At 33.1% G+C, this 22,784-nt stretch carries 18 protein-coding genes and 1 other RNA gene; all 19 read left to right on the top strand.

Annotation, left to right across the window (positions count from 1 at the left end):
• The first annotated feature begins 139 nt into the window (after window positions 1-139).
• Entirely contained in the window at window positions 140-613 is a 474-nt protein-coding gene (gene grdA / locus SA378_RS08100; RefSeq protein WP_318525481.1) for a glycine/sarcosine/betaine reductase complex selenoprotein A, read from the top strand.
• A gap of 132 nt (window positions 614-745) precedes the next feature.
• Entirely contained in the window at window positions 746-2,278 is a 1,533-nt protein-coding gene (gene grdC / locus SA378_RS08095; RefSeq protein ID WP_318525480.1) for a glycine/sarcosine/betaine reductase complex component C subunit beta, read from the top strand.
• A gap of 10 nt (window positions 2,279-2,288) precedes the next feature.
• Complete coding sequence (gene grdD, locus SA378_RS08090; RefSeq protein ID WP_318525479.1) at window positions 2,289-3,458, top strand: glycine/sarcosine/betaine reductase complex component C subunit alpha; 1,170 nt, start codon at window positions 2,289-2,291, stop codon at window positions 3,456-3,458.
• Window positions 3,459-3,874: 416 nt separating this feature from the next.
• Complete coding sequence (gene rpoN / locus SA378_RS08085) at window positions 3,875-5,281, top strand: RNA polymerase factor sigma-54 (protein ID WP_318525478.1); 1,407 nt, start codon at window positions 3,875-3,877, stop codon at window positions 5,279-5,281.
• 313 nt (window positions 5,282-5,594) lie between these two features.
• Window positions 5,595-6,620, top strand: coding sequence for a sugar-binding transcriptional regulator (locus SA378_RS08080; protein WP_318525477.1), 1,026 nt, complete (start codon window positions 5,595-5,597; stop codon window positions 6,618-6,620).
• Between the two features lie 45 nt (window positions 6,621-6,665).
• Complete coding sequence (gap, locus tag SA378_RS08075) at window positions 6,666-7,673, top strand: type I glyceraldehyde-3-phosphate dehydrogenase (RefSeq protein ID WP_318525476.1); 1,008 nt, start codon at window positions 6,666-6,668, stop codon at window positions 7,671-7,673.
• Between the two features lie 72 nt (window positions 7,674-7,745).
• Complete coding sequence (locus tag SA378_RS08070; RefSeq protein ID WP_318525475.1) at window positions 7,746-8,939, top strand: phosphoglycerate kinase; 1,194 nt, start codon at window positions 7,746-7,748, stop codon at window positions 8,937-8,939.
• A gap of 11 nt (window positions 8,940-8,950) precedes the next feature.
• Complete coding sequence (gene tpiA, locus SA378_RS08065; RefSeq protein WP_318525474.1) at window positions 8,951-9,709, top strand: triose-phosphate isomerase; 759 nt, start codon at window positions 8,951-8,953, stop codon at window positions 9,707-9,709.
• 10 nt (window positions 9,710-9,719) lie between these two features.
• Entirely contained in the window at window positions 9,720-11,255 is a 1,536-nt protein-coding gene (gpmI, locus tag SA378_RS08060) for a 2,3-bisphosphoglycerate-independent phosphoglycerate mutase (RefSeq protein ID WP_318525473.1), read from the top strand.
• Between the two features lie 37 nt (window positions 11,256-11,292).
• Window positions 11,293-12,585 (top strand): phosphopyruvate hydratase, encoded by a 1,293-nt coding sequence (gene eno, locus SA378_RS08055; RefSeq protein WP_318525472.1) that lies wholly within the window; start codon window positions 11,293-11,295, stop codon window positions 12,583-12,585.
• A 166-nt stretch (window positions 12,586-12,751) separates the two neighbouring features.
• Window positions 12,752-12,982 (top strand): preprotein translocase subunit SecG, encoded by a 231-nt coding sequence (gene secG, locus SA378_RS08050; RefSeq protein WP_412178684.1) that lies wholly within the window; start codon window positions 12,752-12,754, stop codon window positions 12,980-12,982.
• Window positions 12,983-13,179: 197 nt separating this feature from the next.
• Window positions 13,180-15,204 (top strand): sodium-translocating pyrophosphatase, encoded by a 2,025-nt coding sequence (locus tag SA378_RS08045; protein ID WP_318525471.1) that lies wholly within the window; start codon window positions 13,180-13,182, stop codon window positions 15,202-15,204.
• Window positions 15,205-15,444: 240 nt separating this feature from the next.
• Window positions 15,445-16,215, top strand: a complete 771-nt coding sequence (locus SA378_RS08040) for an alpha/beta hydrolase (protein WP_318525470.1) — start codon at window positions 15,445-15,447, stop codon at window positions 16,213-16,215.
• 10 nt (window positions 16,216-16,225) lie between these two features.
• Window positions 16,226-17,869, top strand: a complete 1,644-nt coding sequence (locus tag SA378_RS08035) for a Mur ligase family protein (RefSeq protein ID WP_318525469.1) — start codon at window positions 16,226-16,228, stop codon at window positions 17,867-17,869.
• A gap of 13 nt (window positions 17,870-17,882) precedes the next feature.
• The gene (locus tag SA378_RS08030; protein WP_318525468.1) at window positions 17,883-19,040 is read left to right on the top strand and encodes a D-alanine--D-alanine ligase family protein; all 1,158 of its coding nucleotides are present in this window, start codon (window positions 17,883-17,885) and stop codon (window positions 19,038-19,040) included.
• 101 nt (window positions 19,041-19,141) lie between these two features.
• Window positions 19,142-21,316: a ribonuclease R gene (gene rnr / locus SA378_RS08025; RefSeq protein WP_318525467.1), complete on the top strand. Its 2,175-nt coding sequence runs from the start codon at window positions 19,142-19,144 to the stop codon at window positions 21,314-21,316.
• A 264-nt stretch (window positions 21,317-21,580) separates the two neighbouring features.
• A complete protein-coding gene (smpB, locus tag SA378_RS08020; RefSeq protein ID WP_318525466.1) occupies window positions 21,581-22,030 on the top strand; it encodes an SsrA-binding protein SmpB in 450 nt (149 codons plus the stop codon).
• A gap of 8 nt (window positions 22,031-22,038) precedes the next feature.
• Window positions 22,039-22,390, top strand: a transfer-messenger RNA (tmRNA) gene (gene ssrA, locus SA378_RS08015).
• Window positions 22,391-22,570: 180 nt separating this feature from the next.
• Window positions 22,571-22,784, top strand: a 214-nt coding sequence (locus tag SA378_RS08010) for an S-layer homology domain-containing protein (protein ID WP_318525465.1), incomplete at its 3' end; no start/stop codon positions are given.

The following is a 22,784-nucleotide window of genomic DNA, read 5'->3' as shown; positions in this document are numbered from 1 at the left end:
GGACACACCTTTTCATAAGAAAGGGGACACACCTTTTCATAAGAAAGGGGACACACCTTTAGTATATGAATAGTCTTTGGAGTATAAGGGATGCCCCCACATACAATATAATATAATACAATACAATAAGGAGGAAGTAATGAGCTTATTACGAGGCAAAAAAGTAATTATAATAGGCGACAGAGATGGAATACCTGGTCCTGCAATTGAAGAATGCGTAAAAACTGCAGGTGGAGAGGTTGTATTCTCTTCGACTGAATGCTTTGTCTGAACTAGTGCAGGCGCAATGGATTTGGAAAATCAAAAAAGGGTTAAAGAATTTGCTGAAAAGTATGGTGCTGAAAATTTAGTAGTTATACTTGGTGCAGCTGAAGGTGAAGCAGCAGGTCTTGCTGCAGAAACCGTAACAAACGGAGACCCAACTTTTGCAGGTCCATTGACAGGAGTTCAGTTAGGACTCTCAGTTTATCATATAGTAGAACCTGAAATTAAAGAAATTGTAGACCAATCAGTTTATGATGAACAAGTTGGCATGATGGAAATGGTATTGGATGTTGATGATATTATAAATGAAATGACTCCAATTAGAGAAGAATTTTGTAAATATCTTTAGTATTAGAGTTTAAAAAATATTTTTGTTTTTAATAATATAATCAACGAATTATTTAAAATTTGCTTCGCATTGTTGCGAAGCAAATTTTAAAATTACAATTCATTTAAATTGAATCAAATAACGGAGGTTATTATGAACAGTGTAATTAGAGGAGCAAGCTATATATTGGTATTTACGCCTGATATGGTCATTCATAACGGTACTACTCAGACAACAGAAAGAACAGTAAATCCAAATTCTGAATATTTAAAACAAATAAAAGACCATTTAAGAACTTTTGACCAGGTTATTAAATATTTGCCTAATCAATCATATATAGGAAACATTACTCCGGAAGAATTAGTTCAATATGAGCAGCCTTGGTATAACAAGGAAGCTGAAGGAGCAGGGAGATTTGGCAAGTACGGTGAGATTATGCCTCAGGATGAATTTATAGTTTTAATGCAAATGTGCGATGTTTTTGATCTTGTAAAACTGGAAAATAACTTTTTGACTGCTACTAAAGAAAAACTTTCAAATCATCCTTTGTTTGATGAAAGTTTAATGAGCAGAATAAATGAAGGTGAAGATTTCTCTGTTGTTAAAAAATATGTTGATGAAGAACATGCTGAACCATTATACAATAATGGTGAATTAATTGGTTGCATTAAAAGAGCCCATGACATTGATGTTAATTTAAGTTCTCATGTAATGCTAGAAAATCTTGTATCAAAAGCATCTAATGTTCTTGCATTGTTGAATCTTGTTGCTAAACACAACATTAATAAAGAAGATATAGACTATGTGATTGACTGTTGCGAAGAAGCGTGTGGAGATATGAATCAAAGAGGCGGCGGAAATTTTGCAAAAGCTTGTGCTGAGGTTGCAGGATTTGTTAATGCTACAGGCTCAGATACAAGAGGATTTTGTGCAGGACCAACCCATGCTTTAATCGAAGCTGCTGCTTTAGTAAAAGCAGGAGTATATAAAAATGTAGTCGTTTCAGCAGGTGGATGCACAGCAAAACTTGGCATGAATGGTAAAGATCATATTAAAAAAGGCCTTCCTATTCTCGAAGACGTTCTTGGAGGATTTGCTGTATTGGTAAGTGAAAATGACGGCGTCAATCCTGAAATAAATCTTGATTTAGTTGGAAGACATACAGTTGGCACAGGTTCATCACCACAGGCAGTTATTACTTCCTTGGTATCTTCATTAGATAAAGTAGGAATGAAAATAACAGATATTGATAAATATTCTGTTGAAATGCAGAATCCTGACATAACAAAACCAGCTGGAGCTGGGGATTTGCCATTGGCAAACTATAAAATGATAGGTGCATTGGCTGTTAAAAGAGGAGATATAGAAAAGAAAGATTTGCAGGCATTTACTGAAAAACATGGTATGACAGGTTGGGCTCCAACTCAGGGACACATACCATCAGGAGTTCCTTACATTGGATTTTGCAGACAAGATATACTTGACGGAAAAATTAAAAATGCAATGATAGTCGGTAAGGGAAGCTTGTTCCTTGGAAGAATGACTAATTTATTTGATGGTGTATCCTTTATTATAGAAGCTAATAAAGGCAAACAAGAAGAACAATCAACTGTTTCAGAGGACAAAATAAAAGAATTAATTGCACAGGCGCTGAAAAATTTTGCTTCAAATCTATTGGCAGAATAGGAGTGAAGACATGTCTGAAAAACAAGTAAATCAAATAATAGGAAAAGTATTCAACCAGTTGGCTGACACCCTTATAAGCGGTGAATATGGACATAAGCCAAGAGTTGCTGTTACAGCAATGGGCAGTGAACATGGAGAGGAAACTATTATTCAAGCTGCTGTAAATGCTGCAAGAATCGGAATAGATACAACCGTAATAGGTTCTAAAAGTATTGATAGAGTAAAATTAGCATTAGTTGAAACTGAAGATGAAGCTCATAAAACTATGGAATCATTGCTGGATTCAAAAGAAATTGATGCTGCTGTAACAATGCATTATCCATTTCCAATTGGAGTATCAACGGTAGGGAGAATAGTAACTCCCGGCAAAGGAAAAGAAATGTTCATAGCAACAACAACAGGAACTTCTTCAACTGAAAAAGTTGAAGGAATGGTTAAAAATGCAATATATGGCATTATTACAGCAAAATCATGCGGTATAAAAAATCCTACGGTAGGTATTTTAAATGTTGATGGTGCAAGGCAAACAGAAATTGTACTTACTAAACTAAAAAATCAAGGCTATGACATTAATTTTGCAGTTTCTCAAAGAGCTGACGGTGGAGCTGTCATGAGAGGAAATGATCTTCTTATGGGTTCAGCCGACGTAATGGTGATGGATTCTTTAACAGGTAATTTAATGATGAAAATATTTTCATCATTTACTACAGGCGGTAACTATGAATCTCTTGGATATGGCTATGGACCTGGTATCGGAGAAGGATTTGAAAAACTTATACTAATAATATCAAGAGCATCAGGAACTCCGTTAGTAGAAGGAGCAATTAAATTTGCTGCAGAACTTGTTAAAGGAAACTGTTTAAAAATAGCAAAAGAAGAATTTGAAAAAGCACATAAAGCGGGATTAACTGAAATTTTAAACAGTGCAAAGGTTGTTAAAAAAGCATCTGAAGATACTGTTGTAGCACCATTAAAACAAATAGTAACATCTCAAATATCCGGAATTGAAATAATGGATTTAGAAGACGCAGTAAAAGTTTTGTGGAAGCATGACATCTATGCTGAAAGCGGAATGGGCTGCACAGGACCTATTATTTTAGTGAATGACTCTAAAATAGATGAAGCGATTAAAATACTTCAAGATAGTGAATATATTGCAAAAGAAAAAACTGGCTGCTAAAGAACAACATTAGAACTATTTGTGAACAATTAGAGTAAAGAGAGATTCTTCGCTGCTTTCAGGATGACATATCGTGTCATTAGAGTGACAGCCAAGAATCTCTTTTTTGTTCATAATATATGTCAATTTTTGAAACAGTGTATTGGGGCTGGAATTCTGCCCCCTCTTGTAATAAAATCATCACTTTAAAAATACATGTTTAAATAAAAAAATCAAGTAAAATTATTTATTTAACAGAATTATTTATTTTACATAAAATACATTTAGCATTTTTAAGGTTTTTTTGGTATAATCAGAGGACAATAAACTTTTAATTAAATATTTATGATTAAAATAATGATTATTTAATAGAATATAATATCATGTTGAAAAATTGATAAATTTTGTTATAATATATAGTGGTAGGGAGTGATATTATGAAAATGGGCTTTGAATTAAATTTGTTGCAAACTCAAAAGCTTATTATGACACCAGAATTAAGACAAGCAATACAAATATTACAATTTAATAATGTTGAATTGATGGAATTTATAGATAAGCAATTAGAAGTGAATCCATTTCTCGAATCTGTTGATAATAAAAGCCAAGAATTCAATTCTGATGAAGAAAAAACAGAATTTGATAATAAAGATGATAGTGATGAAATCGATTGGAAGGATATTACTGAGAAGTATGATGATCTAAGTTATAAGGCTTATGAAAAAGCTAAGGACACAGATGACAAGCAATCATTTGAGAGCTATACTTCTAAAAAAATGTCTATTAAGGATTATCTTATGGTTCAACTAGGAGTTTCGGTAAAAACCAATAAGGAAAAAAGAATAGGTGAGTTTATTATTGAGTCGCTGGATAATAAAGGATATTTAGGATGTTCCTTGCAAGATATAAGTCTATTGTTAAATGAAGATATAGTTGAAGTCGAAAGAGTTTTGAGGCTTATACAAACTTTTGACCCTATTGGAGTTGGCGCCAGAAACTTAAGTGAATGTCTTATGATTCAACTTAAGGAAAAAGGTATTCAAGATAAAAATGCATATATTATTGTGGAAAAATATTTAGAAGAAATAGCTACCAATAAAATTCAAAAAATTGCTAAGGATTTGCATATTACTGTATCAAGGGTTCAAAGCATTTGTGATATTATAAAAATGTTAGAACCAAAGCCTTCAAGAGGATTTATCGTAGACAGTGACAATATAAGATATATTGTTCCTGATGTTACTGTAGAAAAAATTAATGGTGAGTATATTATAATAGTTAATGATAATAATTTGCCTTTATTATCAATAAGCAGTTATTATAAAAATATGGTAAATACTTTGGATGACAAAGAAGCAAATAAATTTTTATCAGACAAACTCAATTCTTCTATGTGGCTCATTAAAAGTATAGAACAAAGAAGAATGACTCTTTATAAAGTTGCTGAATCAATATTGAAATTTCAAAGGAAGTTTTTTGATGAAGGAAGAACTGCTCTGAAACCTTTAATTCTTAAGGATGTAGCAGATGATATTGGTGTTCACGAATCCACAGTGAGCAGAGCTACCAATGGAAAATATATGCAGACTCCTATTGGATTGTTTGAGCTTAAGTATTTTTTTGCCAGCAGCATTAATGAAACAGATGGCGATGGTGTATCATCAACAAGTGTTAAAACACAAATCAAAGAATTAATAGAAAATGAAAATCCCCAAAAAACCTTAAGCGACCAAAAAATTGCTGAAATGCTGAGTACAAGCGGCATAAATATATCCAGAAGAACTGTTGCAAAATACAGAGATGAAATGAGAATATGTTCATCGTCAATGAGAAGAAGATATTAAAATTTAAATATAAACATATATAAGGGAATATGTTAATTATTATCGCATATTCTTTTTTTGTATGAAAATATTAATAAGAAAAAATACAAAAGCACTATACAACTATAATTTAGTATGTTATAATTCATGTTGTAGACGGTTAATTACTCCGTAATTCTAAATAGTATAACACATATATGGAAACACTTCGATATCAAATCAAAATAATAATCCAAAAAATCAAAAAGACTATTGCAATATAATGTAAATATGGTAGAATAAGAACAGGGACGTTAAACGAGAAGCAGGGACAAAATATATCCCGGAGGCATTTATGGACATTAATAAAATAATTGAAATTCAAAGTAAGATAGTTCCTGAAACGGTTGAATTGTTAATGGAAAGATATGAAATACTTAAAGTGATAAGCACATTTAAGCCTATTGGCAGAAGAACATTAGCAGTTAAGCTTGGGATTACTGAAAGAACAATGCGAACTGAAATTGATAAATTAAAAGAAATGAATTTGATTGAGATTAAAGCATCCGGTGTAGAGTTGACGTCAGTTGGAATTGATTTGTTATCAGAAATTAATGATACTTTTTATTACATTAAAAACTTATCTGAGCTAGAATTAAAGTTAATGGAAAAGCTAAAATTAAAGAAAGTAGCTGTAGTTTCCGGAGATGTTGAAAAAGATATTTTTACTTTCAACAATTTGGGTAAAAAAGCTGCTGAAATTATTTTGGAATACATAAAAAACGATACAATTTTAGGCATTACAGGCGGTACTACAATGGCTTGTGTTGTAAACCAAATGAAAAGGAAAAAAGGAATTAAAAATCTTCTGGTCTTGCCGGCAAGAGGTGGTTTGAACGAAGAATTAGAAATACAAGCAAACACAATAGCTGCAAATTTAGCAGAAAAATTAGATTCCCAATATAAACTTTTACACATACCTGATAATTTAGATGAACAAGAATTAAATGTTTTAAAAAATAACAAATTAATAAATGATGTTCTTTCAGATATACAAAAAATTAACTTGTTGGTTTTTGGACTTGGAAATGCTAGAGAAATGGCAATAAGAAGAAATTCTGAAAAGAATGTATTTAATATAATCGAAAAAGAAAATCTGACGGCCGAGGCATTTGGTTATTTTTTTAACAATGAAGGCGATGTAAAAATGCAAATTAATTCTGTTGGAATCACATTGGAAAATTTTAAGGAAATAAAAAATTCCATTGGAGTTGCAGCAGGTAGCTCAAAAGCAGAAGCGATTTATGCAATTTCTAAATTTAATAATAATTTTATCCTTGTTACAGATGAAGCTGCTGCAAAAAGGATATTAGAATTATAATTATAAAAAATTTAAATACTAATTATATAATTTTAGGAGGATAACATGGTTAGAGTAGCAATTAATGGTTTTGGGAGAATAGGGAGATTGGCATTAAGACTCATGGCACAGGATGATGATTTTAAAGTTGTGGCAATTAATACAAATTCCGATGCTGAAACATTGGCGTATTTATTAAAATATGACACTGCACATGGAAATTTCATGACTGATAAAATTTCTTACAAAGACAATATTTTAAATGTAAACGGAAACGAAATAATAACATCCAGAGTTAAAGAACCAGAAAACTGTAATTGGAAAGAACTTGATATTGATGTAGTTATCGATTGTACCGGTAAATTTAATGACAAGGAAAAAGCGGAAGCTCATATTAAAGCCGGAGCTAAAAAAGTAGTGTTGTCTGCACCAGGAAAAGGAGATATTAAAACCATAGTTTATAATGTAAATCATGATATTCTTGACGGAACTGAAACAGTTGTATCTGCAGCATCATGCACAACAAACTGCCTTGCACCGTTGGCAAAAGTATTAAACGATGAATTTGGAATAGTAAAAGGACTTATGACTACAGTTCATGCATACACAAATGACCAAAATATTCATGACAATTCACATAAAAAAGGAATCATGGCAAGAAGAGGCCGTGCTGCGGCTGCTAATATTGTTCCAGCATCAACAGGAGCAGCAAAGACAGTAGGAGTTGTTCTTCCTGAATTAAAAGGTAAACTTGACGGAATAGCTCTACGTGTTCCTACTCTAACAGGTTCAGTTGTTGATTTAACAGTTGAATTAAAAAGAAACACAACAGTTGAAGAAATTAATGCTGCAGTTAAAAAAGCTTCTAATGAAACGTTGGCTTATACAGAAGATCCAATTGTATCAAGTGATGTAATAGGAAGTAGATATGCATCAGTATTTGATGCGTTGTCAACTCAAATTATTGAGGTTGAAGGAAAACAAATGGTAAAACTAATTACTTGGTACGATAATGAAATGTCATTTACTTCTCAGTTAGTAAGAATTGTTAAATATTGGGGATCAATGAAATAAAAAAATAGATGAGCAATTATAAACGTTTTAATGTTTTTCAATTGCTCTCTTATTGTTGTTGGAGGGATAAGAATGAATAAAAAAACTTTAAGAGATATAAGTGTTTCAGGCAAAAAAGTTCTTGTGAGATGTGATTTCAACGTTCCTTTGGACAAGGAAGGAAATATTACAGATGATATTAGAATTACAAGCTCCATGCCTACTATAAACTACCTTTTGGACAACGGTGCTGCTGTAATACTTATGTCACATCTTGGTAGACCAAAAGGGCAGGCATTAAAGGAATATTCTTTAGATCCAGTTGCAAAGAGGCTTTCCGAACTTCTCGGAAAAAACATTATTTTTGAAGACTGTGATATAGTTGTAGATGATAAGGTTAAAGAAGATGCTTTAAAGCTAAAATCAGGAGACGTCATGCTTCTTCAAAATACAAGGTTTAGAAAGGAAGAAGAAAAAAATGCAGGTGATTTAGCTAAGGACCTGGCATCACTTGGCGATTTGTTTGTTAATGATGCTTTTGGAACTGCTCACAGGGCTCATTCTTCTAATGTAGGAATTTGTAGTTTCCTTCCTTCAGCTGTAGGGTTTTTAGTCGAAAAAGAAATTGATGTTATGGGTACAGCTTTAGAAAATCCAAAGAGACCTCTTACAGCTATTTTAGGAGGAGCAAAAGTTTCTGATAAAATTGCAGTTATAGAAAATTTATTAAATATTGCTGATAATATATTAATTGGCGGAGGCATGATGTATACATTCCTAAAAGCGGAGGGATTTAATACAGGATCATCCCTTTTAGAAGAAGATAAAGTTCAATTAGCCAAAGAATTAATAGAAAAATCAAAACAAAAAAATGTTAAGCTTATATTGCCCGTAGATACAGTTGCAGCAAAAGAATTTAAGAATAATACAGAGTTTTTCACAACTACTGCAGACAAAATACCAAATGATTTCATGGGACTTGATATAGGAGAAAAAACAATAGAAATTTTCACCGAAGTTATTAAAAATTCTAAAACTATTATTTGGAATGGACCTCTTGGTGTTTTTGAAATGGATAATTTTGCAAAAGGAACAAATTCTATTGCAAAGAGTATAGCACAGAACAAAGATGCAGTTTCCATCATAGGTGGAGGAGACAGTGCTGCAGCAGTTGAAAAAATTGGTCTTGGCGATAAAATAACTCATATATCAACAGGTGGAGGAGCTTCTTTAGAATTTTTAGAAGGCAAAGTTCTCCCCGGCATAGATGCTGTTGATGACAAATAAGGAGATAAAATATGAGAAAAATATTAGTAGCCGGTAACTGGAAAATGAATAATGATGTGGAAGCCAGCTTGAAGCTTACGGAAAATTTAAAAGAATTGTCCAAGGAATTTGATCAAAATGTAGATGTTATTATTTGCCCTCCTTTTGTTTCGCTTTATTCGGTTAAACAAGCATTAAATGGTACATCAATAAAAATCGGGGCACAAAATATGCATTTTGAGGATCGCGGTGCGTACACAGGGGAAATTTCTCCTTTAATGTTAAAAGAATTAGGCGTGGAGTATGTTATAATAGGTCATTCTGAAAGAAGACAATATTTTAATGAAACAGATGAAACTGTAAATAAAAAGTTGAAATCAGCTTTGAAATATGGTTTGAAACCAATACTCTGCGTTGGAGAAACATTGGAACAAAGAGAAAGCGGCATAGAAAAACAAACAGTTAAAAATCAAATTGTTAAAGCATTTGAAGATATAGATTTATCAGATGCAGAAAAAATGGTTGTTGCCTATGAGCCTATATGGGCAATTGGAACAGGAAAAACGGCGACAAGTCAACAGGCTAATGATATGGCAGCGTTTATTAGATTAGCTATCGCTGATACATATGACAGAGAACTGTCAGAAAAAATTACTATTTTATACGGCGGCAGTGTGAAATTAGATAATGCAAATGAAATATTAAGTCAATCTGACATAGATGGAGCACTGGTTGGCGGAGCAAGCTTAAAAGCTGTTGAGTTTTCAGAAATTATTAATTATTCGAAATGAGGAAGGTCGTATGAATAAAGTAACAGCATTAATCATTCTTGATGGTTGGGGAATGGGCAAGGATTATGAAGGGAATGCTATTAAAAGAGCAAAAACACTTAATTTCGACTTGTTAATGAGAAAGTATCCAAATACCGTTTTGTCAGCCAGCGGTTATGATGTAGGACTTCCTAAAGGGCAGATGGGAAATTCTGAAGTTGGACATTTAAATATTGGAGCAGGCAGGATTGTATATCAGGATTTCACCAGAATAACTAAATCAATTGAAGATAGAGAATTTGAAACCAATGAAGCACTTAATAACGCTATTGGTTATGTTAAACAGAATAATTCAACTTTGCATTTAATCGGACTTTTGTCAGATGGGGGAGTGCACAGCCACAACACTCATTTGTACAGTTTAATTGAACTTGCTAAAAAAAGTGGATTAAATAACGTGGAAATTCATTGCATAACTGATGGACGTGATGTAAGTCCTACAAGTAGTCCAAATTACATAAAAGAATTAAAGAAAAAAATTAAAACTATCGGCGTCGGTCACATTGCTTCAATCATGGGAAGATATTATGCAATGGACAGAAACAAGCAATGGGACAGAGTTGAATTGGCATATAATGCATTGGTAAACGGAAAAGGTGAAAAATTTTCTGATCCTCTTGAGGCTGTGAAACATTCTTATTTAGATGGCGTTACTGATGAGTTTATAAAACCGTTGCTTATTGAAAAAGAAACTGGTGAGATAGCAACGATTAAAGACAATGATGCAGTTATATTTTTCAATTTCAGACCAGACAGGGCAAGAGAAATTACAAGAGCTTTTGTTGATGAAGATTTCAATAACTTCGAAAGAAAAAAAATAAATGTAAAGTTTGTTTGCATGACTCAATATGATAAAACTATAGAAAATGTTGATGTTGCTTATGCGCCGCACTTTGTTAAAAACACTCTTGGAGAATATTTAAGTAGCAAAGGTATAAAACAGCTAAGAGCTGCTGAAACTGAAAAATATGCGCATGTTACATATTTTTTCAATGGAGAAATAGAAGAGCCTTTTAAACATGAAGTAAGAATATTAGTACCTTCTCCTGATGTTGCTACTTACGATATAAAGCCGGAAATGAGTGCTTTTGAGCTTAAAAACATGATTATGGAAGAGTTAGATAAAGACATTTATCAAGTTATGATAATTAACTTTGCAAATCCTGATATGGTGGGGCATACTGGAGATATAGATGCAGCTATCAAGGCTGTCGAAGCTGTAGATAAATGCCTTGGAGAAATTGTGAATTATATAATAAGGACAGACGGTATTGCATTAGTCACGGCAGATCATGGTAATTGTGAAGAGATGCTTGATACTACAACACTTTTGAAAATTACGGCACATTCCACAAATAAAGTTCCTTTTATAGTAGTTAACAACACAAAAAAATTAAAGCTTCATGAAGGTATTTTAGCAGATATTGCACCAACCATGCTCGAACTTATGGGTATTGAAAAACCTGTTGAAATGACAGGACAAAGCTTGATTGAACATAATAAATAATAATAATAAATAAAAAATAATAATGCGGAGGCTTATAATGACGATAATATCAGATGTATATGCAAGAGAAATATTAGATTCAAGAGCAAATCCAACAATTGAAGTTGAAGTATGGACAGAAAGCGGCGGATATGGAAGAGCGGGAGTGCCTTCAGGAGCTTCTACCGGAGCATTTGAAGCAGTTGAGTTAAGAGATGGTGATAAATCAAGATATCTTGGTAAAGGTGTATCAACTGCTGTTGATAATGTAAACAATATTATTGCTCCTGAATTAATAGGAAGAGATGCTATCGATCAAGTTTTAATAGATAAAATGTTAATAGAACTTGACGGTACTCCTAATAAGGGAAAATTGGGAGCTAATGCAATTCTAGGGGTATCAATAGCTTGTGCCAAAGCAGCAGCAGATACGCTGGGATTAGCACTTTATCAGTATCTCGGTGGAGTTAATGCAAAAACTCTTCCGGTTCCAATGATGAACATATTAAATGGCGGACAACATGCCGATAACAATGTTGATATACAGGAATTTATGGTGATGCCTGTTGGAGCATGTTGCTTTAAAGAAGCATTGCGCATGGGTGCTGAAATATTCCACAGCTTAAAAGGCGTACTTAAAGGTAAGGGGTTAAATACTTCTGTTGGAGATGAGGGTGGATTTGCACCAAACTTATCATCAAACGAAGAAGCATTGGCTACAATAGTAGAAGCAATAGAAAAAGCAGGCTACGTTCCGGGCAAAGATGTTATGCTCGCTATTGACGTGGCTGCAACTGATTTGTACAATCCAGAAACAAAGATATACACTCTTGAAGGTGAAGGCAGGAAGTTCACTCAGTCTGAAATGGTTGATTTTTATGTTGATTTAGTAAATAAATATCCTATTATATCAATTGAAGACGGAATGAATGAAGATGATTGGGAAGGCTGGAAAATACTTACTGAAAAGCTTGGAGACAAAATTCAGCTTGTTGGAGATGATTTATTTGTTACTAATACTGAAAGAATTAAAAAAGGCATTGAATTAAAAGTAACAAATTCAGTTTTAATAAAATTGAATCAAATTGGAACAATAACTGAAACATTGGATGCAATTGAAATGGCAAAAAGAGCAGGATATACTGCAGTTGTGTCTCATCGTTCAGGAGAAACTGACGATGCTACTATTGCAGATCTGGTAATTGCAGTTAATGCGGGACAAATTAAAACAGGTGCTCCATCAAGAATAGACCGTGTTGCAAAGTATAATCAGCTTCTAAGATTAGAAGATAATTTAGGTGATGCTGCTCAATATGACGGAATGGAAGTATTTTACAACATAAAACGATAGACGAACTATTCAGAACGTATACGAACAATGGGATAACAATTGTTGTCCCGTTGTTTTGATATAATTCTGCAACCGTTTTGCAATTGTTAAAATTTTTATTGCTTTAAAAATTTTTTAATGTTATAATTCTAATGTTATTCAGAAGAAGTTACAGGAGGTGTGTATAGTGGAAGTAGTTGTAAGAATATTTTTGATAATTGCAAGTTTGTTTCTTATTGCCAGTATTTTGTTGCAATCAGGTAAATCAGCCGGAATGTCTGGTGAAATTGCCGGAGGAGCCGAATCCATTTGGGGTAGGAATAAAGGCAGGAGTTATGAAGGCAAGCTTGAAAAGGCAACAGCCGTTTCTGCAGTTGTTTTCGTAGTTGCTTCATTAATTCTATTAGCTATTCAGTAATAATTTGTAATTTTTTGGAAATAATATAATTGTGGTTATTCTGTATTCATAATCGTTTTGGAATATATTTTCAATGTGTATAGGTGACCGACACGAAATTTTTATTTGCGTCGTTTATTTTTTATGTACATAAGCAACCGATATAATCAAGCTTATGTCATTAAATCAAATTATTTAACAATGGAGGAAATTAACAAATGGGTACTTTAATAATAGCCCCTATAGTTGGGGTTTTGGCATTGCTTTTTGCTTTTTACAAAGCATCAGTCATCAGCAAGGTTGATCCTGGTACGGAAAGGATGAAAGAAATATCTTCATTTATTCATGAAGGAGCAATGGCATTCCTTGCAAGAGAATACAAATCAGTTGGACTTTTTGCAATTATTTTGTTCGTCATTCTAGGCTTTGGAATTGGTTGGACAACTGCTTTGGCATATGCCGTAGGATCAGGTTTTTCTATTATGGCAGGATATTTTGGAATGACAGTTGCTACAAAGGCTAATGTAAGAACAGCTAATGCTGCAAAAGAATCAGGAATGAACAAGGCTTTGGATGTAGCATTCTCAGGTGGTTCAGTAATGGGCATGGTAGTTGTTGGCCTTGGTCTTTTGGGAACAGGAGTATTTTGGTTAATTTTTAAAGATGCAAGTATTATAACAGGTTTCAGTCTTGGAGCTTCTTCAGTAGCATTGTTTGCGCGTGTTGGCGGCGGTATTTATACAAAAGCAGCTGACGTTGGAGCTGACCTTGTAGGAAAAGTTGAAGCAGGAATACCAGAAGATGACCCAAGAAACCCTGCAGTTATAGCAGATAATGTTGGTGACAATGTTGGTGACGTTGCTGGTATGGGAGCAGACTTGTTTGAATCATATGTTGGTGCTATAGTGTCATCAATTACATTGGGAGTTATTGCTTACGAAGGCGGCATTGGAGTTATGTTCCCGATGTTGATTTGCGCAGTAGGTATTTTGGCTTCTATAATAGGAACAATGTTTGTAAGAGGAAAAGAAGGATCTAATCCTCAAAAAGCTTTAAACATGGGTACATATATGAGTTCGTTGGTAGTTGTAGTTGCAGCGTTCTTCTTGAGCCAGTCTATTCTTGGAAGTTTGCAGCCTTTCGGATCAATTGTTTTTGGTCTGGCTGTTGGTTTAATTATAGCAAAAATTACTGAAGTTTATACTTCGGGTGACTATAAATATGTACAGGAAATTGCTAACCAATCAGAAACAGGAGCAGCTACTACAATAATCAGTGGTTTGTCAGTTGGTATGAGATCAACTGGTTATCCAATAGTTGTTTTGGCAGTTGGTATAATTGGTGCATACTATATCGCAGGTTATACTCCTGAAGGTTTAAACACAGTGAAAGGTTTGTACGGTATAGCTCTTGCAGCAGTAGGTATGCTTTCTACAACTGGTATGACAGTTGCAGTTGATGCTTATGGACCAATTGCAGATAATGCAGGCGGTATTGCAGAAATGTACGAATTACCTCATGGAGTAAGAGAAATTACTGATAAACTTGACTCAGTTGGAAATACTACAGCGGCAATCGGTAAAGGATTTGCAATCGGATCAGCAGCATTAACGGCTTTGGCACTCTTTGCATCGTATACTCAAGCAGTTGGAATAACATCAATCAGTTTAACAGAACCAACAGTAATTGCCGGTTTATTCATAGGTGGTATGCTTCCGTTCTTATTCTCTGCTATTACAATGAGTGCAGTTGGTAAAGCGGCATTCTCAATGATTGAAGAAGTAAGAAGACAGTTCAGAGAAATGCCTGGAATCATGGAAGGAAAAGATAAACCAGATTACAGAAGATGCGTTGATATTTCTACAGCAGCAGCTTTAAGAGAAATGATTATACCAGGTCTGTTAGCAGTTGTAGTTCCATTATTGGTAGGATTCCTGCTTGGTACAGAAGCTCTTGGAGGACTTCAGGCTGGTGCATTGGTATCAGGTGTTCTTATGGCAATTATGATGTCAAATGCTGGCGGTGCTTGGGATAATGCTAAGAAATACATTGAATCAGGTACACATGGAGGAAAAGGAAGTGCAGCTCACAAAGCAGCAGTTGTTGGAGATACAGTTGGTGACCCATTCAAAGATACTTCAGGACCTTCTATAAATATATTAATTAAACTTATGACAGTTGTTTCACTTGTATTTGGACCAATGTTGGCACAATACGGTGGAGTATTGCTTAAACTTTTTTAAAATAACATGTATTCAAGACTTCTTTTATTGAGAGGTCTTTTTTTCTTGCAGTTATATCGACTGGTATGGTATAATTATTTTTGAAAATTAACATATAATGTATCAATAGGTCAATTAATTATTAAGAATACAGTATTTATTATTAAATCAGATTTTATTCTTTTGCTTAAATTTTCACCACCGCTATTTATTATAAATTTTTATATTTTACTCTTAATCAAGTGAAAGGATTACATAGTTATGCATATTGAAGTTGACGGACTTAACATAAACTACATAGATGAGGGTACTGGCAGTGCTGTGTTACTTCTTCATGGCTGGGGAGGCAGTATTCAGACAATGATGCCTATTTTTAATATATTAAAAGATAAATTTAGGGTTATAGCGATGGATTTGCCAGGATTTGGTGAAAGTGATACACTTGCGGAATATTGGAATTCGTATGATTACGCACAATGTGTTATAAAATTTATTGAAAAAATTGGATTAAAGAGTATAATATTATTTGGACATTCACATGGTGGAAGAATTTCCATAATATTATCAAGTAAGTATGATGTTGTAAAGAAGCTTATACTTATCGATAGTGCAGGTATTATACCTAAAAGGAGCATCGGATATTATTTAAAAATATATTCATTTAAATTTTTAAAAAAAATATACATAAATTTTGCAAGGTGTAATACAAAACAACAAAATTTAGAAAAATTTTATAAAAAATTTGGTTCTGTTGATTATATAGAATCACAGGGAATTATGCGTCAAACTATGGTAAAGGTAATCAATGACAATTTAATAGATTTGCTGCCAAAAATTAAAGTTCCTACATTGTTATTATGGGGAGAAAACGACCAGGATACACCTCTTTATATGGGTAAAATGATGGAAGAAAGAATAAGTGACAGCGGATTGGTTATTTTTAAAGGAGCAGGACATTATTCATACATTGATTGCTATGAACAGTTTAAGGCAGTGGTTAATTATTTTTTAAAAAATGATTTCATAATTTAGGAGTGAGAAAATGCAGTCGATAATTTTATTATTTGCAGTATGTTGGTTTATGTTATGTATATACAAGATGAAATATTTTCTTCACATGATTCAAATTGAAGGGTATAGTGTCAATAAGTACATAGAATGGATTGGAAGTCACAAAGATAAGGTTTATACAAGAAAAGATAAAATTTATACAATAATTTCTATAATAAATACAGTTTTTTTTGTATTTGCGGCAACGAGTAGTAAAAATCAAAATTTATATCCTTACGCAATGGCTAGTTCTGTATTTACATCACTATTTTTAATTTTAGGAACTAAATCAAAACATGAATCAAAAAAGGCACTTGTATTTACAGCAAGGGCTAAGAGGTTGTATTTTATTTCACTTTTAATGGTGTTACTTGATTTTGCAATTGTGTTATTTATAATTAATATAATTTTAGGGGATGTTGCTAAATACTTTCCATTGTGGGCCGGTATATTGTCTGTTACTTACTATTTTTCCGTATATTATATTGCAGGAGCCGCTTATATCGCAAGGCCAATAGAAAAAAAAATTAATAATAAATTCTATGAAACTGCTTCGAATAAGATTAAAAGTATGAAGAACTTAACTTCTGTTGGCATTACAGGCAGTTATGGAAAAACAAGTACAAAGTTTTTAACTGCCACTATTTTAAATGAAAAATATAATGTTTTGAATACTCCGGAAAGCTACAATACACCGATGGGCATCAGCAAAATAATAAACAATAAATTGACAGAGAAATACGATGTTTTTATTGCTGAACTAGGAGCTACACATATAGGCGATATAGAAGAAGTTGCAGTTCTCACAAATCCAAAAATAGGAATAATTACATCTATAGGACCATGTCACTTGGAAACTTTCAAATCACTTGATAATATAATGAGAACAAAGTACGAACTTATTGAAAAATTGCCAGTTGATGGTGTTGCAATTTTTAATTATGACAATGAATATGTCAAAAAATTGGCCGACAAAACATTCAAGGAAAAAATATTGTATGGCATAGAAAATATTGAAGATACTGATGTCTTTGCAACTAATATCAACGTTAACAGCAAAGGTTCAACATTCTCTTTAAGTATAAGCGGTTTAGGAACAATTGACTGTGAAACAAAGCTTTTAGGAGAACACAACATATTAAATATTCTTGCAGGAGCAGCGGCAGCTAAAGCTTTAGGGCTTTCTTTGGAGGAAATTTCAAGAGGAATTTCAAAAATAGAAAGTGTTGAACACAGATTGCAGCTTATTGACCCTGGAACAGGTGTGATTGTCATTGATGATGCATTCAATTCTAATCCCGACGGTGCTAAAGCTGCTCTGGATGTTCTAGATTCTTTTATAGATAAAAGAAAAATAATAGTTACACCCGGTATGGTAGAATTGGGTGAAATAGAAGAAAAAGAGAATGAAAAATTTGGAGAAAATATTGCGAAAGTATGTGATGTTGCAATATTAGTAGGTAAAAATAGAACTCTTCCAATATACAGAGGAATGAAAAAGCTTGAATTTAATGAAAATAATTTGTATGTGGTTAATTCATTAGATGAAGCAAGCGAAATATTAAAGACATTGACAAAAGTAAATGATGTAGTACTTTTTGAAAATGATTTGCCTGACACATACAATGAAAAATAAATATGGAGGATATATGAAAAAATCTATTGGTATTATTATTGGCGGAAAATCTGTGGAGCATGAAGTATCAATAATTACAGGATTGCAGGTTCTTGACAACATTGACAAAAGCATTTATGAACCCAGGATAATTTACATACAAAAAGATGGAAAGTGGTATATTGGAAATAGCCTCCATGACATCAATAACTATAAAGCAAAACAGTTTGAAGGAGCATATGAAGTTTTGCCGGGATTCAGAGATGGGAAACTTATGCTATATCCTCATCCGGAAATTAAACAAGGATTCTTCGGTAAGAAGTATGATACAGTAGCTGTGGACGTTGTATTCCCGGCAGTGCATGGTACTAATGTTGAGGATGGTGCCCTTCATGGAATGTTTCAAATGAATGGGGTGCCATGTGCATTCGGGTCAGTTTTAAGTTCAGCAGTGGGAATGGATAAAGTTGTTATGAAACAAGTATTTCAGAGCAACAATTTGCCTGTAGTGGATTACGCATGGTTTTATAGAAGCGAGTTTGAGGCGAATAAAGATGAAATACTCGGAAATGTTGAAAAAATTGGATATCCGCTTATTGTTAAGCCTGCAAATTTAGGTTCTAGCGTTGGTATCAGCAAGGCTAAAAATTATGATGAACTTTTAGTTTCCATAGAAGTTGCCATGAATTATGACAGAAAAATAATTGTGGAAAAATGCCTGGAAGATGTGAGAGAAATAAATTGTGCAGTTATGGGATATGAAAATAACCTTGTTGCATCACTTTGTGAAGAACCGGTTGGTTGGAAAGAATTTCTTACATATGAAGATAAATATGTAAATAAAAAGAAAGATTCTTCGGAACCTAAAAGAAGAATTCCTGCAGATTTGCCAGAAGAAATTACAAACAGTATCAAGAATTATGCAAAGGAATCGTTTAAAGCAGTAGATTGTTGCGGAAATGCAAGAATAGATTTCTTATATGATGGCAATAATATTTATGTGAATGAAATTAATACAATTCCAGGTTCCATTGCATTTTATTTGTGGGAAGGAATGAATATATCATTCAAAGATCTTATTACAAAAATCATAGAGTTTGCAGAATTACAGCAAAATCAAAGAAAATCAAATATCGTTTCTTATGATATTGATTTATTAAATAAAATGGGAAGCGGCACAAAACACAAATAATAGGGCGGGTCTTGAACCCGCCTGAAATTTAATTAAATTAACTTAATAAATTAAGTAAGGCGGGACATTCATATAAGGTGATGTTCAATAGGAGAGTCAATATGAACTTTAAAGAAAAAATATTAGCGTTTATGAAAGAAGAAGCGTATAAGCCTTTAACATTTACTGAGCTTATGCATGAATTTAAAATTGAATCAAGCATGAAGAAAGAACTTCTAAAAGCATTGAATGAACTTGAAAATGAAGGTAAGATTATATTTACAAGAACTGAAAGATATGGTATTCCTGAAAAAATGAATTTGGTCATAGGAACATTAGATGGACATCAGAAGGGCTATGCATTCTTAAGACCGGATGACAAGGATATTAAGGATATATTCATTTCACCTGTTGACATGAACGGTGCAATGCATGGAGACAGAGTAATTGTAAGACCTATGGCTGTATCAGAAGAAGTTAAAAGCCCAGAAGGAAAAGTTATAAGAATAATTGAAAGAGCTAACGAATATGTGATAGGTACATTTCAAAAAAGCAGTCACTTTGGATTTGTGGTGCCTGATGATAAAAAAATAGCTTTTGATATATTCATTCCTAAAGAAGAATTTCACAATGCTCAAACAAACAACAAAGTTAATGTAAAAATTACTGAATGGCCGGATAAAAGAAAAAATCCGGAAGGCAAGATAGTTGATATAATTGGTGATATAGAGGATACAAAGACTCACATAGAAGCTGTTTTATTGGCTAAAAAAGTAAGACAGTCATTTTCTGAAGATGTAATAAAAGAAGCGATAAAAGTATCAGATGAAGGCATCCATGAGAAAGAAATTCAAAGGCGTGCAGATTTAAGACATCTCCCTATAATCACCATAGACGGAGAAGATGCAAAGGATTTAGATGATGCAGTCTACGTTGAAAAAGTAAGTGATAATGAGTATAAACTAGGTGTACATATTGCAGATGTAACTCATTACGTTAAAGAAGACAGAAAATTGGATAAAGAAGCTTTAAAAAGAGCAACAAGCATTTACATAAGCGACAGAGTTATACCGATGTTGCCAAAAGAATTATCAAACGGCGTATGCAGTTTAAATCCCAATGAGGATAAACTTACCCTTTCTGTTGAAATGATAATTAACGCTGAAGGAAAAGTTGTAGATTATAAAATATTCGAAAGTATCATAAGAAATCATTACAGAATGACTTATACAGATGTATCAGACATACTGGAAAATAATGATGAAAATTTAATGGAAAAATACAAAGAAGTTGTTCCAATGTTTAGATTAATGGAAGAACTTAGCTTGATATTAAGGAAAAAGAGAGAAGTGAGGGGAGCAATAGATTTTGAATTCCCTGAAACAAAAATTATAACAGATGCATCTGGTAAAGCCATTGATGTAACTAAGTATGAAAGACGAGTTTCAAATAAAATAATTGAGGAATTTATGCTTGCGTGCAATGAAACAGTTGCAGAACATTACTATTGGCTCAATATGCCATTTGTATACAGAATCCATGAAGATCCTGATGAAGAAAAAATGTATGAATTTAGTCAATTAATACACAACTTAGGATATACACTTAAAGGAAATAATGATGTACATCCAAGAGAACTTCAACAGTTATTGTTTAAAATAAAAGGCACTAAAGAAGAAACATTAATTAATAACATGATGCTTCGTTCTTTAAGAAAGGCAATATATTCACCGGAATGTTCTCCGCACTTTGGGCTAGCAGCTCAATATTACTGCCATTTTACATCACCTATCAGAAGATATCCTGATTTGCAGATACACAGAATTATAAAGGGACAGCTTAACGGAAGATTATCAGAAAATGATTATCAAAGATTGTCTGAAAGAACTGCAGCAGTAGCAGAACAATCATCTAAGATGGAAAGAATCGCAGATGAAATTGAAAGAGATGTAGATAAAATTAAAATTGCAGAATATATGTCAGATAAAATCGGAGAAGAATACGATGGAGTTATATCTGGTGTTACAAGTTTTGGAATTTTTGTAGAACTTGAAAATTCAGTTGAAGGCCTTGTGCACATATCAAATATGGTTGATGATTACTATATTTTCAACAGTGAAAAGAAAGAACTTTATGGCCAGGCAAGCAAAAAAGTATATAAAATTGGTGATCCTGAAAAAATCAGAGTGTCAAAGGTAAGCATAGCGAGAGCAGAAGTCGACTTTGTTTTAATTGATGAATTTCATAAAGAAAAAATAAAAGCAGAAGAAAAAGAATTGATTGAAGCGATTAAATAAAACTTAATGTTACTTTAAGGTTATTAGTTTACATTATAAAATGTAGGATGTGAACTTAGGGAACGACAACTGTCGTTCCTAAAATATTATCGTGAGTTAAGCGATACCCTCGGGGGTTGTGATTATACTCTCAAAACGAAAGATTGTCTATTTGTTAAATCGTGCATAAAAAAATAAAAAATGCATATTTAATAAAGAATCTGACATTTGACAATGCAAATTATTAATGTTATAATCATCCTACACTTAATGGCAGGTGATTGTATGGCTGAGAACACAAAAAATGTTGCAAGTAACAGAGTTGCATATCATGAATATTTTATAGAAGATAAATATGAAGCTGGTATTGTGCTTGTGGGAACAGAAGTTAAATCAATAAGGCAGGGAAAAGTTAACCTAAAAGATAGTTATGTAAACATAAAAGATGGTGAGGCTTATGTTTATAATATGCATGTCAGTCCCTATGAAAAAGGTAACATTTACAATGTTGACCCGCTAAGGCCTAGAAAACTTTTGTTAAACAAAAGAGAAATTAGAAAATTGACTGGATTATCAACATTAAAAGGCTATTCATTAATACCGTTAAGTTTATATCTCAAAAATGGTCTTGTGAAAATGGATCTGGCTGTAGCTAAAGGCAAGAAGAATTATGACAAACGTCAAGATCTTGCTAAAAAAGATGCAGAGCGCAGAATGCAAAGACAAGACGATTAACCTATTACGGGGGCGTAAATGGTTTCGACGGGGGTATAGAAGGAAGATAAGCGAGTCGTTGCGCTGAACAACGTTAAAAGTGGCAAAAAATATAAACGCAAAAGAAAATAATAATTTAGCATTCGCTGCGTAAGCAGCTGCTTGTTCCACTTAACCGGCCTGTAGGTTAAACTGGGGCATCATCTAAATCAGGGAACTGCTTAAGGGGGCTTCGACCTTAAGTTGAACAATCGAAGATAGCAGAGATTGAAGCCTGGACATAGGCGTCAGTTGAAGCGAAATTTAAATTATGTCCTGCACTCGGAGAAAGTCTTGTGGAAATATTTTCGGACGTGGGTTCGACTCCCACCGCCTCCACCATACGGAAATAATAAGAACACCTACTATTTTGTTGGCGGGTTTGTTCTAATAATAAAATTAGAGTAGGTATATACCTGCTCTTTTTTTGATTTACGAGTAGATAAAGTTGACTTAAGAAAGTTGACGATATATAATTATATATATGAAATAAATGGATTTATTAAAAAGGGGATACAAAGAATGAAAAGAAAAATATTAACTTTTATATTGTTATTTATAATGATAACAACGACAGTATATGCAAATGAAATGTTGGATATCCAATCCCACTGGGGTAAATCCAACATAGAGTATCTAATAGGCAGAGGTTCAATCAATGGTTATCCTGATGGAACATTCAGACCAGATGGAACAATAACAAGAGCAGAGTTTGTAAAGATAGCATTAGGAAGTG

Source organism: Sedimentibacter sp. (assembly GCF_033447055.1).
Classification (GTDB): Bacteria; Bacillota; Clostridia; order Tissierellales; family Sedimentibacteraceae; genus Sedimentibacter.
This window is presented reverse-complemented; position numbering and strand designations above follow the sequence as displayed.

What these genes read in the sequence shown, in the direction of transcription:
- grdC (WP_318525480.1), top strand. Translation starts at nt 746, where the DNA reads ATGAACAGTGTAATTAGAGGAGCAAGCTATATATTGGTATTTACGCCT.
- grdD (WP_318525479.1), top strand. Translation starts at nt 2,289, where the DNA reads ATGTCTGAAAAACAAGTAAATCAAATAATAGGAAAAGTATTCAACCAG.
- rpoN (WP_318525478.1), top strand. Translation starts at nt 3,875, where the DNA reads ATGAAAATGGGCTTTGAATTAAATTTGTTGCAAACTCAAAAGCTTATT.
- SA378_RS08080 (WP_318525477.1), top strand. Translation starts at nt 5,595, where the DNA reads ATGGACATTAATAAAATAATTGAAATTCAAAGTAAGATAGTTCCTGAA.
- gap (WP_318525476.1), top strand. Translation starts at nt 6,666, where the DNA reads ATGGTTAGAGTAGCAATTAATGGTTTTGGGAGAATAGGGAGATTGGCA.
- SA378_RS08070 (WP_318525475.1), top strand. Translation starts at nt 7,746, where the DNA reads ATGAATAAAAAAACTTTAAGAGATATAAGTGTTTCAGGCAAAAAAGTT.
- tpiA (WP_318525474.1), top strand. Translation starts at nt 8,951, where the DNA reads ATGAGAAAAATATTAGTAGCCGGTAACTGGAAAATGAATAATGATGTG.
- gpmI (WP_318525473.1), top strand. Translation starts at nt 9,720, where the DNA reads ATGAATAAAGTAACAGCATTAATCATTCTTGATGGTTGGGGAATGGGC.
- eno (WP_318525472.1), top strand. Translation starts at nt 11,293, where the DNA reads ATGACGATAATATCAGATGTATATGCAAGAGAAATATTAGATTCAAGA.
- SA378_RS08045 (WP_318525471.1), top strand. Translation starts at nt 13,180, where the DNA reads ATGGGTACTTTAATAATAGCCCCTATAGTTGGGGTTTTGGCATTGCTT.
- SA378_RS08040 (WP_318525470.1), top strand. Translation starts at nt 15,445, where the DNA reads ATGCATATTGAAGTTGACGGACTTAACATAAACTACATAGATGAGGGT.
- SA378_RS08035 (WP_318525469.1), top strand. Translation starts at nt 16,226, where the DNA reads ATGCAGTCGATAATTTTATTATTTGCAGTATGTTGGTTTATGTTATGT.
- SA378_RS08030 (WP_318525468.1), top strand. Translation starts at nt 17,883, where the DNA reads ATGAAAAAATCTATTGGTATTATTATTGGCGGAAAATCTGTGGAGCAT.
- rnr (WP_318525467.1), top strand. Translation starts at nt 19,142, where the DNA reads ATGAACTTTAAAGAAAAAATATTAGCGTTTATGAAAGAAGAAGCGTAT.
- smpB (WP_318525466.1), top strand. Translation starts at nt 21,581, where the DNA reads ATGGCTGAGAACACAAAAAATGTTGCAAGTAACAGAGTTGCATATCAT.